Origin of the sequence: Comamonas sp. Y33R10-2, from assembly GCF_019355935.1 — a bacterium.
GTDB lineage: Bacteria > Pseudomonadota > Gammaproteobacteria > Burkholderiales > Burkholderiaceae_C > Comamonas.
The window spans coordinates 1-17,277 of record NZ_CP079925.1; the positions used below are offsets into that span (position 1 = coordinate 1).

The following is a 17,277-nucleotide window of genomic DNA, read 5'->3' on the forward strand; positions in this document are numbered from 1 at the left end:
CTTTCTGGAAAAATGCTGCTTTAAGTTGAACGTCCACACTTATCGGTTGTTGGAACAAGCCAAAACGGGTTTGTATTGAGAAATCGATGCGAGCAAGAAATTGGAATGGGTCTGTAGCTCAGCTGGTTAGAGCACTGTGTTGATAACGCAGGGGTCGTTGGTTCGAGCCCAACTAGACCCACCAGTACTTCGGTACTGAATCCAACATCTGGATTGACAATCCCGGGGATTAGCTCAGCTGGGAGCACCTGCTTTGCAAGCAGGGGGTCGTCGGTTCGATCCCGTCATCCTCCACCAGGTTAAAAATGATAGCGTCCAGTGATGCTATAATCGTGGGCTCAGCAAGTGCTACAAAGCATGGGTTGAGAAGGCGAAAACAGAAATTCAATATAAAAGCAGTCTGAAGCAGACTGCTTTTATATTGATCTTTGATCAATAGGCTGTTCTTTAAAAATTCATAGAGTCGAAATCAGCGTTGCTGGTGGAAAGCATTAACCAAGGTTAATGCACCGTGCCATCAGCAACTTTTTGATTGCGTCAAAACAAATATTTTGCGAAAGCAAAGATATTTAGTAATGACGAATATTCTCAAAGCTGTGTCGAAAGATACAGCCAAAGATATTCACATTACGGCATAACGCGTGAGGTGTAAGACCTCACCAGTCTTTGAAGTTCTAGAGCTTTGTGTTTCGCAAGAGACGTCAAAGTTATAGGGTCAAGTGACTAAGAGCATATGGTGGATGCCTTGGCGATGATAGGCGACGAAAGACGTGATAGCCTGCGATAAGCTTCGGGGAGCTGGCAAATAAGCTTTGATCCGGAGATTTCTGAATGGGGGAACCCACCTAGCAATAGGTATCGCATACTGAATTCATAGGTATGCGAAGCGAACCTGGAGAACTGAAACATCTAAGTACCCAGAGGAAAAGACATCAACCGAGATTCCGATAGTAGTGGCGAGCGAATTCGGAAGAGCCTTGCAGTGATAGTCGACCGGTTAACAAAATGGCATGGAAAGGCCAACCATAGTGGGTGATAGTCCCGTATGTGAAAACCGATCGGTGGTACTAGGCTGCAGACAAGTAGGGCGGGGCACGAGAAACCCTGTCTGAATATAGGGGGACCATCCTCTAAGGCTAAATACTCATCATCGACCGATAGTGAACCAGTACCGTGAGGGAAAGGCGAAAAGAACCCCGGGAGGGGAGTGAAATAGATCCTGAAACCGTATGCTTACAAAAAGTAGGAGCCTCGTAAGGGGTGACTGCGTACCTTTTGTATAATGGGTCAGCGACTTACATTCAGTGGCAAGCTTAACCGAATAGGGGAGGCGCAGAGAAATCGAGTCCGAATAGGCGAACAGTCGCTGGGTGTAGACCCGAAACCAAGTGATCTATCCATGGCCAGGATGAAGGTGCCGTAACAGGTACTGGAGGTCCGAACCCACTAATGTTGCAAAATTAGGGGATGAGCTGTGGATAGGGGTGAAAGGCTAAACAAACTTGGAAATAGCTGGTTCTCTCCGAAAACTATTTAGGTAGTGCCTCAAGTATTACCGTCGGGGGTAGAGCACTGTTTAGGCTAGGGGTCATGGCGACTTACCAAACCTATGCAAACTCCGAATACCGACGAGTACAGCTTGGGAGACAGAGCACCGGGTGCTAACGTCCGGACTCAAGAGGGAAACAACCCAGACCGCCAGCTAAGGTCCCTAAAATTGGCTAAGTGGGAAACGAAGTGGGAAGGCTAAAACAGTCAGGATGTTGGCTTAGAAGCAGCCATCATTTAAAGAAAGCGTAATAGCTCACTGATCGAGTCGTCCTGCGCGGAAGATGTAACGGGGCTAAGCCAGTTACCGAAGCTGCGGATGTGCAATTTATTGCACGTGGTAGGAGAGCGTTCTGTAAGCCTGTGAAGGTGTCTGGAGACGGATGCTGGAGGTATCAGAAGTGCGAATGCTGACATGAGTAGCGTTAAGGGGGTGAAAAGCCCCCTCGCCGTAAGCGCAAGGTTTCCTACGCAACGTTCATCGGCGTAGGGTGAGTCGGCCCCTAAGGCGAGGCAGAGATGCGTAGCTGATGGGAAACAGGTCAATATTCCTGTACCGATCAATAGTGCGATGTGGGGACGGAGAAGGTTAGCTCAGCCAACTGTTGGATATGTTGGTTCAAGCGTGTAGTCGTGCTCTTTAGGCAAATCCGGAGAGCTAAGATGAGGCGTGATAACGAGTGTGCTTGCACACGAAGTGAGTGATACCCTGCTTCCAGGAAAAGCCACTAAGCTTCAGCTATTGACGACCGTACCGCAAACCGACACTGGTGCGCGAGATGAGTATTCTAAGGCGCTTGAGAGAACTCAGGAGAAGGAACTCGGCAAATTAACACCGTAACTTCGGGAGAAGGTGTGCCCTAAGTCAGTGAAGTTGAACAAACGGAGCTAAAAAGGGCTGCAAAAATTGGTGGCTGCGACTGTTTAATAAAAACACAGCACTCTGCAAACACGAAAGTGGACGTATAGGGTGTGACGCCTGCCCGGTGCTGGAAGATTAAATGATGGGTGCAAGCTCTTGATTGAAGTCCCAGTAAACGGCGGCCGTAACTATAACGGTCCTAAGGTAGCGAAATTCCTTGTCGGGTAAGTTCCGACCTGCACGAATGGCGTAACGATGGCCACACTGTCTCCTCCTGAGACTCAGCGAAGTTGAAATGTTTGTGATGATGCAATCTCCCCGCGGAAAGACGGAAAGACCCCATGAACCTTTACTGTAGCTTTGTATGGACTTTGAACGGATCTGTGTAGGATAGGTGGAGGCTTTGAAGTGTGGTCGCTAGATCACATGGAGCCAACGTTGAAATACCACCCTGGTGCGTTTGAGGTTCTAACCTTGGTCCATTATCTGGATCGGGGACAGTGCATGGTAGGCAGTTTGACTGGGGCGGTCTCCTCCAAAAGCGTAACGGAGGAGTTCGAAGGTACGCTAGTTACGGTCGGACATCGTGACGATAGTGCAATGGCATAAGCGTGCTTAACTGCGAGACTGACAAGTCGAGCAGATGCGAAAGCAGGACATAGTGATCCGGTGGTTCTGTATGGAAGGGCCATCGCTCAACGGATAAAAGGTACTCTGGGGATAACAGGCTGATACCGCCCAAGAGTTCATATCGACGGCGGTGTTTGGCACCTCGATGTCGGCTCATCTCATCCTGGGGCTGTAGTCGGTCCCAAGGGTATGGCTGTTCGCCATTTAAAGAGGTACGTGAGCTGGGTTTAAAACGTCGTGAGACAGTTTGGTCCCTATCTTCCGTGGGCGCTGCAGATTTGAGGAAGCCTGCTCCTAGTACGAGAGGACCGGAGTGGACACACCTCTGGTGTACCTGTTGTCACGCCAGTGGCATCGCAGGGTAGCTAAGTGTGGAAGAGATAACCGCTGAAAGCATCTAAGCGGGAAACTCGTTTCAAGATGAGATCTGCCGGGGCCTTGAGCCCCCTGAAGGGTCGTTGTAGACCACGACGTTGATAGGCTGGGTGTGGAAGCGCAGTAATGCGTTAAGCTAACCAGTACTAATTGCCCGAGAGGCTTGACCCTATAACTTTGGGTTTAGCTCAGAAAATAAAAGACAGAATGAATTGTGAAAACGATCATTCAAGTTATGCCAAATAGGCGCAATCGAATAAGCTGATTAAGACTCTATGAATTCGTTGGATTGAAAGCAATCGATTAAGAAGTTAATCGAGAAAATAAGCGATCGATCTGACAAAAAGTTTATGCCTGATGACCATAGCAAGTTGGTACCACTCCTTCCCATCCCGAACAGGACCGTGAAACGACTTAGCGCCGATGATAGTGCGGGTTCCCGTGTGAAAGTAGGTCATCGTCAGGCTCTTACGCCAAAACGCCTGGCTCACGCCAGGCGTTTTCTTCTCTCTCTTCGCAAGAGGGGTGAGAAGAAAACGCAAAAACGTTTTAAAAGTACTGTGAAAACAGTGCTACAATCTAAGGCTTCGCTGATCACAGTAAGCAACGAAATTCAAGTGGTTTTAAAGCTGTTTGAGTTCTCAGATCCTTAAAAAAATACAGCCGATAAGTGTGGGCGTTTGATGGCAAGCAGACAGTTCTTCGGAACAAAACTCTTCGGAGTATCAAGCGCTCACGAAAACAGTAATTATGGAAGAATTTATTCTTCTTAATTCCGTCAAGTGAGTGAGCAGTCGAAAGACTTTAAATTCAAGATCGAACTATAGAGTTTGATCCTGGCTCAGATTGAACGCTGGCGGCATGCTTTACACATGCAAGTCGAACGGTAACAGGTCTTCGGATGCTGACGAGTGGCGAACGGGTGAGTAATACATCGGAACGTGCCTAGTAGTGGGGGATAACTACTCGAAAGAGTAGCTAATACCGCATGAGATCTACGGATGAAAGCAGGGGACCTTCGGGCCTTGTGCTACTAGAGCGGCTGATGGCAGATTAGGTAGTTGGTGGGGTAAAGGCTCACCAAGCCTGCGATCTGTAGCTGGTCTGAGAGGACGACCAGCCACACTGGAACTGAGACACGGTCCAGACTCCTACGGGAGGCAGCAGTGGGGAATTTTGGACAATGGGCGAAAGCCTGATCCAGCAATGCCGCGTGCAGGATGAAGGCCTTCGGGTTGTAAACTGCTTTTGTACGGAACGAAAAGCTCTGGGCTAATACCCCGGAGTCATGACGGTACCGTAAGAATAAGCACCGGCTAACTACGTGCCAGCAGCCGCGGTAATACGTAGGGTGCAAGCGTTAATCGGAATTACTGGGCGTAAAGCGTGCGCAGGCGGTTTTGTAAGACAGTGGTGAAATCCCCGGGCTCAACCTGGGAACTGCCATTGTGACTGCAAAGCTAGAGTACGGTAGAGGGGGATGGAATTCCGCGTGTAGCAGTGAAATGCGTAGATATGCGGAGGAACACCGATGGCGAAGGCAATCCCCTGGACCTGTACTGACGCTCATGCACGAAAGCGTGGGGAGCAAACAGGATTAGATACCCTGGTAGTCCACGCCCTAAACGATGTCAACTGGTTGTTGGGTCTTAACTGACTCAGTAACGAAGCTAACGCGTGAAGTTGACCGCCTGGGGAGTACGGCCGCAAGGTTGAAACTCAAAGGAATTGACGGGGACCCGCACAAGCGGTGGATGATGTGGTTTAATTCGATGCAACGCGAAAAACCTTACCCACCTTTGACATGTACGGAAGTTACCAGAGATGGTTTCGTGCTCGAAAGAGAACCGTAACACAGGTGCTGCATGGCTGTCGTCAGCTCGTGTCGTGAGATGTTGGGTTAAGTCCCGCAACGAGCGCAACCCTTGCCATTAGTTGCTACATTTAGTTGAGCACTCTAATGGGACTGCCGGTGACAAACCGGAGGAAGGTGGGGATGACGTCAAGTCCTCATGGCCCTTATAGGTGGGGCTACACACGTCATACAATGGCTGGTACAAAGAGTTGCCAACCCGCGAGGGGGAGCTAATCTCATAAAGCCAGTCGTAGTCCGGATCGCAGTCTGCAACTCGACTGCGTGAAGTCGGAATCGCTAGTAATCGTGGATCAGAATGTCACGGTGAATACGTTCCCGGGTCTTGTACACACCGCCCGTCACACCATGGGAGCGGGTCTCGCCAGAAGTAGGTAGCCTAACCGCAAGGAGGGCGCTTACCACGGCGGGGTTCGTGACTGGGGTGAAGTCGTAACAAGGTAGCCGTATCGGAAGGTGCGGCTGGATCACCTCCTTTCTGGAAAAATGCTGCTTTAAGTTGAACGTCCACACTTATCGGTTGTTGGAACAAGCCAAAACGGGTTTGTATTGAGAAATCGATGCGAGCAAGAAATTGGAATGGGTCTGTAGCTCAGCTGGTTAGAGCACTGTGTTGATAACGCAGGGGTCGTTGGTTCGAGCCCAACTAGACCCACCAGTACTTCGGTACTGAATCCAACATCTGGATTGACAATCCCGGGGGATTAGCTCAGCTGGGAGAGCACCTGCTTTGCAAGCAGGGGGTCGTCGGTTCGATCCCGTCATCCTCCACCAGGTTAAAAATGATAGCATCCAGTGATGCTATAATCGTGGGCTCAGCAAGTGCTACAAAGCATGGGTTGAGAAGGCGAAAACAGAAATTCAATATAAAAGCAGTCTGAAGCAGACTGCTTTTATATTGATCTTTGATCAATAGGCTGTTCTTTAAAAATTCATAGAGTCGAAATCAGCGTTGCTGGTGGAAAGCATTAACCAAGGTTAATGCACCGTGCCATCAGCAACTTTTTGATTGCGTCAAAACAAATATTTTGCGAAAGCAAAGATATTTAGTAATGACGAATATTCTCAAAGCTGTGTCGAAAGATACAGCCAAAGATATTCACATTACGGCATAACGCGTGAGGTGTAAGACCTCACCAGTCTTTGAAGTTCTAGAGCTTTGTGTTTCGCAAGAGACGTCAAAGTTATAGGGTCAAGTGACTAAGAGCATATGGTGGATGCCTTGGCGATGATAGGCGACGAAAGACGTGATAGCCTGCGATAAGCTTCGGGGAGCTGGCAAATAAGCTTTGATCCGGAGATTTCTGAATGGGGGAACCCACCTAGCAATAGGTATCGCATACTGAATTCATAGGTATGCGAAGCGAACCTGGAGAACTGAAACATCTAAGTACCCAGAGGAAAAGACATCAACCGAGATTCCGATAGTAGTGGCGAGCGAATTCGGAAGAGCCTTGCAGTGATAGTCGACCGGTTAACAAAATGGCATGGAAAGGCCAACCATAGTGGGTGATAGTCCCGTATGTGAAAACCGATCGGTGGTACTAGGCTGCAGACAAGTAGGGCGGGGCACGAGAAACCCTGTCTGAATATAGGGGGACCATCCTCTAAGGCTAAATACTCATCATCGACCGATAGTGAACCAGTACCGTGAGGGAAAGGCGAAAAGAACCCCGGGAGGGGAGTGAAATAGATCCTGAAACCGTATGCTTACAAAAAGTAGGAGCCTCGTAAGGGGTGACTGCGTACCTTTTGTATAATGGGTCAGCGACTTACATTCAGTGGCAAGCTTAACCGAATAGGGGAGGCGCAGAGAAATCGAGTCCGAATAGGGCGAACAGTCGCTGGGTGTAGACCCGAAACCAAGTGATCTATCCATGGCCAGGATGAAGGTGCCGTAACAGGTACTGGAGGTCCGAACCCACTAATGTTGCAAAATTAGGGGATGAGCTGTGGATAGGGGTGAAAGGCTAAACAAACTTGGAAATAGCTGGTTCTCTCCGAAAACTATTTAGGTAGTGCCTCAAGTATTACCGTCGGGGGTAGAGCACTGTTTAGGCTAGGGGGTCATGGCGACTTACCAAACCTATGCAAACTCCGAATACCGACGAGTACAGCTTGGGAGACAGAGCACCGGGTGCTAACGTCCGGACTCAAGAGGGAAACAACCCAGACCGCCAGCTAAGGTCCCTAAAATTGGCTAAGTGGGAAACGAAGTGGGAAGGCTAAAACAGTCAGGATGTTGGCTTAGAAGCAGCCATCATTTAAAGAAAGCGTAATAGCTCACTGATCGAGTCGTCCTGCGCGGAAGATGTAACGGGGCTAAGCCAGTTACCGAAGCTGCGGATGTGCAATTTATTGCACGTGGTAGGAGAGCGTTCTGTAAGCCTGTGAAGGTGTCTGGAGACGGATGCTGGAGGTATCAGAAGTGCGAATGCTGACATGAGTAGCGTTAAAGGGGGTGAAAAGCCCCCTCGCCGTAAGCGCAAGGTTTCCTACGCAACGTTCATCGGCGTAGGGTGAGTCGGCCCCTAAGGCGAGGCAGAGATGCGTAGCTGATGGGAAACAGGTCAATATTCCTGTACCGATCAATAGTGCGATGTGGGGACGGAGAAGGTTAGCTCAGCCAACTGTTGGATATGTTGGTTCAAGCGTGTAGTCGTGCTCTTTAGGCAAATCCGGAGAGCTAAGATGAGGCGTGATAACGAGTGTGCTTGCACACGAAGTGAGTGATACCCTGCTTCCAGGAAAAGCCACTAAGCTTCAGCTATTGACGACCGTACCGCAAACCGACACTGGTGCGCGAGATGAGTATTCTAAGGCGCTTGAGAGAACTCAGGAGAAGGAACTCGGCAAATTAACACCGTAACTTCGGGAGAAGGTGTGCCCTAAGTCAGTGAAGTTGAACAAACGGAGCTAAAAAGGGCTGCAAAAAATTGGTGGCTGCGACTGTTTAATAAAAACACAGCACTCTGCAAACACGAAAGTGGACGTATAGGGTGTGACGCCTGCCCGGTGCTGGAAGATTAAATGATGGGGTGCAAGCTCTTGATTGAAGTCCCAGTAAACGGCGGCCGTAACTATAACGGTCCTAAGGTAGCGAAATTCCTTGTCGGGTAAGTTCCGACCTGCACGAATGGCGTAACGATGGCCACACTGTCTCCTCCTGAGACTCAGCGAAGTTGAAATGTTTGTGATGATGCAATCTCCCCGCGGAAAGACGGAAAGACCCCATGAACCTTTACTGTAGCTTTGTATTGGACTTTGAACGGATCTGTGTAGGATAGGTGGGAGGCTTTGAAGTGTGGTCGCTAGATCACATGGAGCCAACGTTGAAATACCACCCTGGTGCGTTTGAGGTTCTAACCTTGGTCCATTATCTGGATCGGGGACAGTGCATGGTAGGCAGTTTGACTGGGGCGGTCTCCTCCCAAAGCGTAACGGAGGAGTTCGAAGGTACGCTAGTTACGGTCGGACATCGTGACGATAGTGCAATGGCATAAGCGTGCTTAACTGCGAGACTGACAAGTCGAGCAGATGCGAAAGCAGGACATAGTGATCCGGTGGTTCTGTATGGAAGGGCCATCGCTCAACGGATAAAAGGTACTCTGGGGATAACAGGCTGATACCGCCCAAGAGTTCATATCGACGGCGGTGTTTGGCACCTCGATGTCGGCTCATCTCATCCTGGGGCTGTAGTCGGTCCCAAGGGTATGGCTGTTCGCCATTTAAAGAGGTACGTGAGCTGGGTTTAAAACGTCGTGAGACAGTTTGGTCCCTATCTTCCGTGGGCGCTGCAGATTTGAGGAAGCCTGCTCCTAGTACGAGAGGACCGGAGTGGACACACCTCTGGTGTACCTGTTGTCACGCCAGTGGCATCGCAGGGTAGCTAAGTGTGGAAGAGATAACCGCTGAAAGCATCTAAGCGGGAAACTCGTTTCAAGATGAGATCTGCCGGGGCCTTGAGCCCCCTGAAGGGTCGTTGTAGACCACGACGTTGATAGGCTGGGTGTGGAAGCGCAGTAATGCGTTAAGCTAACCAGTACTAATTGCCCGAGAGGCTTGACCCTATAACTTTGGGTTTAGCTCAGAAAATAAAAGACAGAATGAATTGTGAAAACGATCATTCAAGTTATGCCAAATAGGCGCAATCGAATAAGCTGATTAAGACTCTATGAATTCGTTGGATTGAAAGCAATCGATTAAGAAGTTAATCGAGAAAATAAGCGATCGATCTGACAAAAAGTTTATGCCTGATGACCATAGCAAGTTGGTACCACTCCTTCCCATCCCGAACAGGACCGTGAAACGACTTAGCGCCGATGATAGTGCGGGTTCCCGTGTGAAAGTAGGTCATCGTCAGGCTCTTACGCCAAAACGCCTGGCTCACGCCAGGCGTTTTCTTCTCTCTCTTCGCAAGAGGGGTGAGAAGAAAACGCAAAAACGTTTTAAAAGTACTGTGAAAACAGTGCTACAATCTAAGGCTTCGCTGATCACAGCAAGCAACGAAATTCAAGTGGTTTTAAAGCTGTTTGAGTTCTCAGATCCTTAAAAAAATACAGCCGATAAGTGTGGGCGTTTGATGGCAAGCAGCCAGTTCTTCGGAACAAAACTCTTCGGAGTATCAAGCGCTCACGAAAACAGTAATTATGGAAGAATTTATTCTTCTTAATTCCGTCAAGTGAGTGAGCAGTCGAAAGACTTTAAATTCAAGATCGAACTATAGAGTTTGATCCTGGCTCAGATTGAACGCTGGCGGCATGCTTTACACATGCAAGTCGAACGGTAACAGGTCTTCGGATGCTGACGAGTGGCGAACGGGTGAGTAATACATCGGAACGTGCCTAGTAGTGGGGGATAACTACTCGAAAGAGTAGCTAATACCGCATGAGATCTACGGATGAAAGCAGGGGACCTTCGGGCCTTGTGCTACTAGAGCGGCTGATGGCAGATTAGGTAGTTGGTGGGGTAAAGGCTCACCAAGCCTGCGATCTGTAGCTGGTCTGAGAGGACGACCAGCCACACTGGAACTGAGACACGGTCCAGACTCCTACGGGAGGCAGCAGTGGGGAATTTTGGACAATGGGCGAAAGCCTGATCCAGCAATGCCGCGTGCAGGATGAAGGCCTTCGGGTTGTAAACTGCTTTTGTACGGAACGAAAAGCTCTGGGCTAATACCCCGGAGTCATGACGGTACCGTAAGAATAAGCACCGGCTAACTACGTGCCAGCAGCCGCGGTAATACGTAGGGTGCAAGCGTTAATCGGAATTACTGGGCGTAAAGCGTGCGCAGGCGGTTTTGTAAGACAGTGGTGAAATCCCCGGGCTCAACCTGGGAACTGCCATTGTGACTGCAAAGCTAGAGTACGGTAGAGGGGGATGGAATTCCGCGTGTAGCAGTGAAATGCGTAGATATGCGGAGGAACACCGATGGCGAAGGCAATCCCCTGGACCTGTACTGACGCTCATGCACGAAAGCGTGGGGAGCAAACAGGATTAGATACCCTGGTAGTCCACGCCCTAAACGATGTCAACTGGTTGTTGGGTCTTAACTGACTCAGTAACGAAGCTAACGCGTGAAGTTGACCGCCTGGGGAGTACGGCCGCAAGGTTGAAACTCAAAGGAATTGACGGGGACCCGCACAAGCGGTGGATGATGTGGTTTAATTCGATGCAACGCGAAAAACCTTACCCACCTTTGACATGTACGGAAGTTACCAGAGATGGTTTCGTGCTCGAAAGAGAACCGTAACACAGGTGCTGCATGGCTGTCGTCAGCTCGTGTCGTGAGATGTTGGGTTAAGTCCCGCAACGAGCGCAACCCTTGCCATTAGTTGCTACATTTAGTTGAGCACTCTAATGGGACTGCCGGTGACAAACCGGAGGAAGGTGGGGATGACGTCAAGTCCTCATGGCCCTTATAGGTGGGGCTACACACGTCATACAATGGCTGGTACAAAGAGTTGCCAACCCGCGAGGGGGAGCTAATCTCATAAAGCCAGTCGTAGTCCGGATCGCAGTCTGCAACTCGACTGCGTGAAGTCGGAATCGCTAGTAATCGTGGATCAGAATGTCACGGTGAATACGTTCCCGGGTCTTGTACACACCGCCCGTCACACCATGGGAGCGGGTCTCGCCAGAAGTAGGTAGCCTAACCGCAAGGAGGGCGCTTACCACGGCGGGGTTCGTGACTGGGGTGAAGTCGTAACAAGGTAGCCGTATCGGAAGGTGCGGCTGGATCACCTCCTTTCTGGAAAAATGCTGCTTTAAGTTGAACGTCCACACTTATCGGTTGTTGGAACAAGCCAAAACGGGTTTGTATTGAGAAATCGATGCGAGCAAGAAATTGGAATGGGTCTGTAGCTCAGCTGGTTAGAGCACTGTGTTGATAACGCAGGGGTCGTTGGTTCGAGCCCAACTAGACCCACCAGTACTTCGGTACTGAATCCAACATCTGGATTGACAATCCCGGGGGATTAGCTCAGCTGGGAGAGCACCTGCTTTGCAAGCAGGGGGTCGTCGGTTCGATCCCGTCATCCTCCACCAGGTTAAAAATGATAGCGTCCAGTGATGCTATAATCGTGGGCTCAGCAAGTGCTACAAAGCATGGGTTGAGAAGGCGAAAACAGAAATTCAATATAAAAGCAGTCTGAAGCAGACTGCTTTTATATTGATCTTTGATCAATAGGCTGTTCTTTAAAAATTCATAGAGTCGAAATCAGCGTTGCTGGTGGAAAGCATTAACCAAGGTTAATGCACCGTGCCATCAGCAACTTTTTGATTGCGTCAAAACAAATATTTTGCGAAAGCAAAGATATTTAGTAATGACGAATATTCTCAAAGCTGTGTCGAAAGATACAGCCAAAGATATTCACATTACGGCATAACGCGTGAGGTGTAAGACCTCACCAGTCTTTGAAGTTCTAGAGCTTTGTGTTTCGCAAGAGACGTCAAAGTTATAGGGTCAAGTGACTAAGAGCATATGGTGGATGCCTTGGCGATGATAGGCGACGAAAGACGTGATAGCCTGCGATAAGCTTCGGGGAGCTGGCAAATAAGCTTTGATCCGGAGATTTCTGAATGGGGGAACCCACCTAGCAATAGGTATCGCATACTGAATTCATAGGTATGCGAAGCGAACCTGGAGAACTGAAACATCTAAGTACCCAGAGGAAAAGACATCAACCGAGATTCCGATAGTAGTGGCGAGCGAATTCGGAAGAGCCTTGCAGTGATAGTCGACCGGTTAACAAAATGGCATGGAAAGGCCAACCATAGTGGGTGATAGTCCCGTATGTGAAAACCGATCGGTGGTACTAGGCTGCAGACAAGTAGGGCGGGGCACGAGAAACCCTGTCTGAATATAGGGGGACCATCCTCTAAGGCTAAATACTCATCATCGACCGATAGTGAACCAGTACCGTGAGGGAAAGGCGAAAAGAACCCCGGGAGGGGAGTGAAATAGATCCTGAAACCGTATGCTTACAAAAAGTAGGAGCCTCGTAAGGGGTGACTGCGTACCTTTTGTATAATGGGTCAGCGACTTACATTCAGTGGCAAGCTTAACCGAATAGGGGAGGCGCAGAGAAATCGAGTCCGAATAGGGCGAACAGTCGCTGGGTGTAGACCCGAAACCAAGTGATCTATCCATGGCCAGGATGAAGGTGCCGTAACAGGTACTGGAGGTCCGAACCCACTAATGTTGCAAAATTAGGGGATGAGCTGTGGATAGGGGTGAAAGGCTAAACAAACTTGGAAATAGCTGGTTCTCTCCGAAAACTATTTAGGTAGTGCCTCAAGTATTACCGTCGGGGGTAGAGCACTGTTTAGGCTAGGGGGTCATGGCGACTTACCAAACCTATGCAAACTCCGAATACCGACGAGTACAGCTTGGGAGACAGAGCACCGGGTGCTAACGTCCGGACTCAAGAGGGAAACAACCCAGACCGCCAGCTAAGGTCCCTAAAATTGGCTAAGTGGGAAACGAAGTGGGAAGGCTAAAACAGTCAGGATGTTGGCTTAGAAGCAGCCATCATTTAAAGAAAGCGTAATAGCTCACTGATCGAGTCGTCCTGCGCGGAAGATGTAACGGGGCTAAGCCAGTTACCGAAGCTGCGGATGTGCAATTTATTGCACGTGGTAGGAGAGCGTTCTGTAAGCCTGTGAAGGTGTCTGGAGACGGATGCTGGAGGTATCAGAAGTGCGAATGCTGACATGAGTAGCGTTAAAGGGGGTGAAAAGCCCCCTCGCCGTAAGCGCAAGGTTTCCTACGCAACGTTCATCGGCGTAGGGTGAGTCGGCCCCTAAGGCGAGGCAGAGATGCGTAGCTGATGGGAAACAGGTCAATATTCCTGTACCGATCAATAGTGCGATGTGGGGACGGAGAAGGTTAGCTCAGCCAACTGTTGGATATGTTGGTTCAAGCGTGTAGTCGTGCTCTTTAGGCAAATCCGGAGAGCTAAGATGAGGCGTGATAACGAGTGTGCTTGCACACGAAGTGAGTGATACCCTGCTTCCAGGAAAAGCCACTAAGCTTCAGCTATTGACGACCGTACCGCAAACCGACACTGGTGCGCGAGATGAGTATTCTAAGGCGCTTGAGAGAACTCAGGAGAAGGAACTCGGCAAATTAACACCGTAACTTCGGGAGAAGGTGTGCCCTAAGTCAGTGAAGTTGAACAAACGGAGCTAAAAAGGGCTGCAAAAAATTGGTGGCTGCGACTGTTTAATAAAAACACAGCACTCTGCAAACACGAAAGTGGACGTATAGGGTGTGACGCCTGCCCGGTGCTGGAAGATTAAATGATGGGGTGCAAGCTCTTGATTGAAGTCCCAGTAAACGGCGGCCGTAACTATAACGGTCCTAAGGTAGCGAAATTCCTTGTCGGGTAAGTTCCGACCTGCACGAATGGCGTAACGATGGCCACACTGTCTCCTCCTGAGACTCAGCGAAGTTGAAATGTTTGTGATGATGCAATCTCCCCGCGGAAAGACGGAAAGACCCCATGAACCTTTACTGTAGCTTTGTATTGGACTTTGAACGGATCTGTGTAGGATAGGTGGGAGGCTTTGAAGTGTGGTCGCTAGATCACATGGAGCCAACGTTGAAATACCACCCTGGTGCGTTTGAGGTTCTAACCTTGGTCCATTATCTGGATCGGGGACAGTGCATGGTAGGCAGTTTGACTGGGGCGGTCTCCTCCCAAAGCGTAACGGAGGAGTTCGAAGGTACGCTAGTTACGGTCGGACATCGTGACGATAGTGCAATGGCATAAGCGTGCTTAACTGCGAGACTGACAAGTCGAGCAGATGCGAAAGCAGGACATAGTGATCCGGTGGTTCTGTATGGAAGGGCCATCGCTCAACGGATAAAAGGTACTCTGGGGATAACAGGCTGATACCGCCCAAGAGTTCATATCGACGGCGGTGTTTGGCACCTCGATGTCGGCTCATCTCATCCTGGGGCTGTAGTCGGTCCCAAGGGTATGGCTGTTCGCCATTTAAAGAGGTACGTGAGCTGGGTTTAAAACGTCGTGAGACAGTTTGGTCCCTATCTTCCGTGGGCGCTGCAGATTTGAGGAAGCCTGCTCCTAGTACGAGAGGACCGGAGTGGACACACCTCTGGTGTACCTGTTGTCACGCCAGTGGCATCGCAGGGTAGCTAAGTGTGGAAGAGATAACCGCTGAAAGCATCTAAGCGGGAAACTCGTTTCAAGATGAGATCTGCCGGGGCCTTGAGCCCCCTGAAGGGTCGTTGTAGACCACGACGTTGATAGGCTGGGTGTGGAAGCGCAGTAATGCGTTAAGCTAACCAGTACTAATTGCCCGAGAGGCTTGACCCTATAACTTTGGGTTTAGCTCAGAAAATAAAAGACAGAATGAATTGTGAAAACGATCATTCAAGTTATGCCAAATAGGCGCAATCGAATAAGCTGATTAAGACTCTATGAATTCGTTGGATTGAAAGCAATCGATTAAGAAGTTAATCGAGAAAATAAGCGATCGATCTGACAAAAAGTTTATGCCTGATGACCATAGCAAGTTGGTACCACTCCTTCCCATCCCGAACAGGACCGTGAAACGACTTAGCGCCGATGATAGTGCGGGTTCCCGTGTGAAAGTAGGTCATCGTCAGGCTCTTACAGAGAAAAACCCCGTAATCGAAAGATTACGGGGTTTTTTATTGGGTGATTCAAAAGTGATAGCGAAAGATCCAGCGTTGAAAGCGTTAGGGTCTGAAACACAAACATCAAATAAAAAGAGAGCGCTATGCGCTCTCTTTTTTGAAGCTTCCTCGTTTTCCTGTGCCACGTAAAAGTAGAGGTTAGGAAAACGATTGACACGATACGCAACCGGCGGAATCCGGCCTAGCGATTCATGTGGACGATGGTGGTTATAGCGATGCCACCAGTCCTCGGTCATCGAGCGCACTTCCTGCAACGATTCAAAGACATAGCAGTCGAGCACCTCCGTTCTGTAAGTTCTGTTGAAACGTTCAACATAAGCGTTATGCATCGGTTTTCCCGGCTGAATGTGGCGCAGCTCTACGCCTTTGCGCTGTGCCCATTGCTTTAAAGCCTGGGCGATGAACTCTGGTCCGTTGTCCAGGCGAATGGACTGCGGCGCCCCACGGACCTCAGCAAGTTCCTCCAAGGCACGTACCGCCCGAGCGGCGGGCAAGCTGGTGTCAATCTAGATACGCAGGCATTCCCGGTTGAATTAGTCAATGACATTGAAGGATCTGAAGCGCCGTCCTGATTACAGGGCATCGGACATGAAGTCGCAACTCCAGCCCTGGTTCGGTGTTGGGGCTGCGTCCAAGGGCTGCTTGATGCGCTGAGGCAAACGCTTCTTGCCTCGCTTGGGCAGGTTCAGTTTGAGCTGGCAATACACACGCCAGAGCACAGTCTTGCTCCAGGGCTGCGCTTGATAACGAGCGCTGGCGTAAAGCAGCCCAAACCCGTGGCGAGGATTCAATGCCAGTATCTTTGAATGAAGTCGATTACCCCGGAGTCGTCACAGACCACACGTGCATATCGCAGCGTTGAGCGAGTCAGGCCCGCAGCTTGGCAAGCTCTGCGCTGACTTAGGCGATGCTCACTCATGAGCGCATGCACGATGGACTGCCGACGCTCCAGGGTCAGAGCTTTCGCTCGACAACATCCTTCAGGGCATGGTGCACGAGGGCCAAATCGGCATACATGCGCTTGAGCTTGGCATTCTCTTGCAACTGCCGCATCTGGCCCAGATGGGGCACGGACATCCCTGAATACTGCCTCTTCCGCTTGTAGTACGTGGCAACGCTGATGCCATGTTTGCGGCAGGTGTCACCGACTTTGGCGCCGAGTTCAACATCCTTGAGGATGCCGACGATTTGCGCTTCACTGAATCTGGACTTATTCATGTAGAGACCTCCATGGGGTGGATTCTCTACTTCTGAGTGGCGCGAAGATTCGAGGAGGCTTCATTTTCAGAGTTTTTAATGCTGAACATCATTCACCATATTCATGCATTGTCTACGACGCCATACAGTATTTTCAATGACTTTCTGATTTCCATCGACAACTAGCTTGTATTGGCAAACAATGTAGTTTTCTGAATTAGCCATTTTAAATTTAAGATTGTAGTCCAATTCTTCGCTATTTTTACTAATTTTTCGTTTTATTGGTTGTCCCAGTAGTGCTAAAGCTTGCTCAAGGGGTAAGCCCTTTTTCAGTTGTTGCAAATGTTGTGGTTGAGTAATAATACCGTCTCTCAAAAAAGGTTCGGAGAAATCGGGACGTCGAGCTTCTACATCTTTATACTCAAGTTTATTAGGGTTAGAGGCTTCATCCACTGGGTTCATATGAGCCAGCTCAGCGGTGGCATTGCTTATCATTGCTCCAGTGAAGGCTGTCAACGCTATAAGCTTAAAAGCTTTCAATGAGAATTTCATTTTCATAATCTATTCTTTCGTGTGAAATAAATCGGTATTTGAATATATTAAATA

The 17,277-nt window shown here is 49.5% G+C and carries 1 protein-coding gene, 5 tRNA genes, 8 rRNA genes and 1 pseudogene; 13 read left to right on the forward strand and 2 right to left on the reverse strand.

Annotated features, from left to right (window positions below; all coding sequences use genetic code 11):
- Positions 1-107 precede the first annotated feature (107 nt).
- From KUF54_RS00005 to rrf (KUF54_RS00065), 13 genes are all read left to right on the forward strand, one after another.
- Positions 108-184: transfer RNA gene (locus KUF54_RS00005), tRNA-Ile, on the forward strand.
- Positions 185-713: 529 nt separating this feature from the next.
- Positions 714-3,586 (forward strand): 23S ribosomal RNA (locus tag KUF54_RS00010).
- A 182-nt stretch (positions 3,587-3,768) separates the two neighbouring features.
- Positions 3,769-3,881, forward strand: a 5S ribosomal RNA gene (gene rrf / locus KUF54_RS00015).
- A 352-nt stretch (positions 3,882-4,233) separates the two neighbouring features.
- A 16S ribosomal RNA gene (locus tag KUF54_RS00020) occupies positions 4,234-5,766 on the forward strand.
- A gap of 103 nt (positions 5,767-5,869) precedes the next feature.
- A tRNA-Ile gene (locus KUF54_RS00025) sits at positions 5,870-5,946 on the forward strand.
- A 40-nt stretch (positions 5,947-5,986) separates the two neighbouring features.
- Positions 5,987-6,062: transfer RNA gene (locus KUF54_RS00030), tRNA-Ala, on the forward strand.
- Between the two features lie 416 nt (positions 6,063-6,478).
- Positions 6,479-9,358: ribosomal RNA gene (locus KUF54_RS00035) — 23S ribosomal RNA — on the forward strand.
- Positions 9,359-9,540: 182 nt separating this feature from the next.
- Positions 9,541-9,653 (forward strand): 5S ribosomal RNA (rrf, locus tag KUF54_RS00040).
- A gap of 352 nt (positions 9,654-10,005) precedes the next feature.
- Positions 10,006-11,538 (forward strand): 16S ribosomal RNA (locus tag KUF54_RS00045).
- Between the two features lie 103 nt (positions 11,539-11,641).
- A tRNA-Ile gene (locus KUF54_RS00050) sits at positions 11,642-11,718 on the forward strand.
- Positions 11,719-11,758: 40 nt separating this feature from the next.
- Positions 11,759-11,834: transfer RNA gene (locus tag KUF54_RS00055), tRNA-Ala, on the forward strand.
- Between the two features lie 416 nt (positions 11,835-12,250).
- Positions 12,251-15,130 (forward strand): 23S ribosomal RNA (locus KUF54_RS00060).
- Positions 15,131-15,312: 182 nt separating this feature from the next.
- Positions 15,313-15,425 (forward strand): 5S ribosomal RNA (gene rrf, locus KUF54_RS00065).
- The 16S, 23S and 5S rRNA genes sit together here with 4 tRNA genes alongside, the layout of an rRNA operon.
- 204 nt (positions 15,426-15,629) lie before the next feature.
- Here the strand turns inward: rrf (KUF54_RS00065) and KUF54_RS00070 are convergent.
- Positions 15,630-16,692: pseudogene (locus KUF54_RS00070) on the reverse strand (IS3 family transposase); the annotation flags it as partial.
- A 75-nt stretch (positions 16,693-16,767) separates the two neighbouring features.
- A complete protein-coding gene (locus KUF54_RS00075) occupies positions 16,768-17,229 on the reverse strand; it encodes a hypothetical protein (protein WP_219344105.1) in 462 nt (153 codons plus the stop codon).
- Between the last annotated feature and the right edge of the window lie 48 nt (positions 17,230-17,277).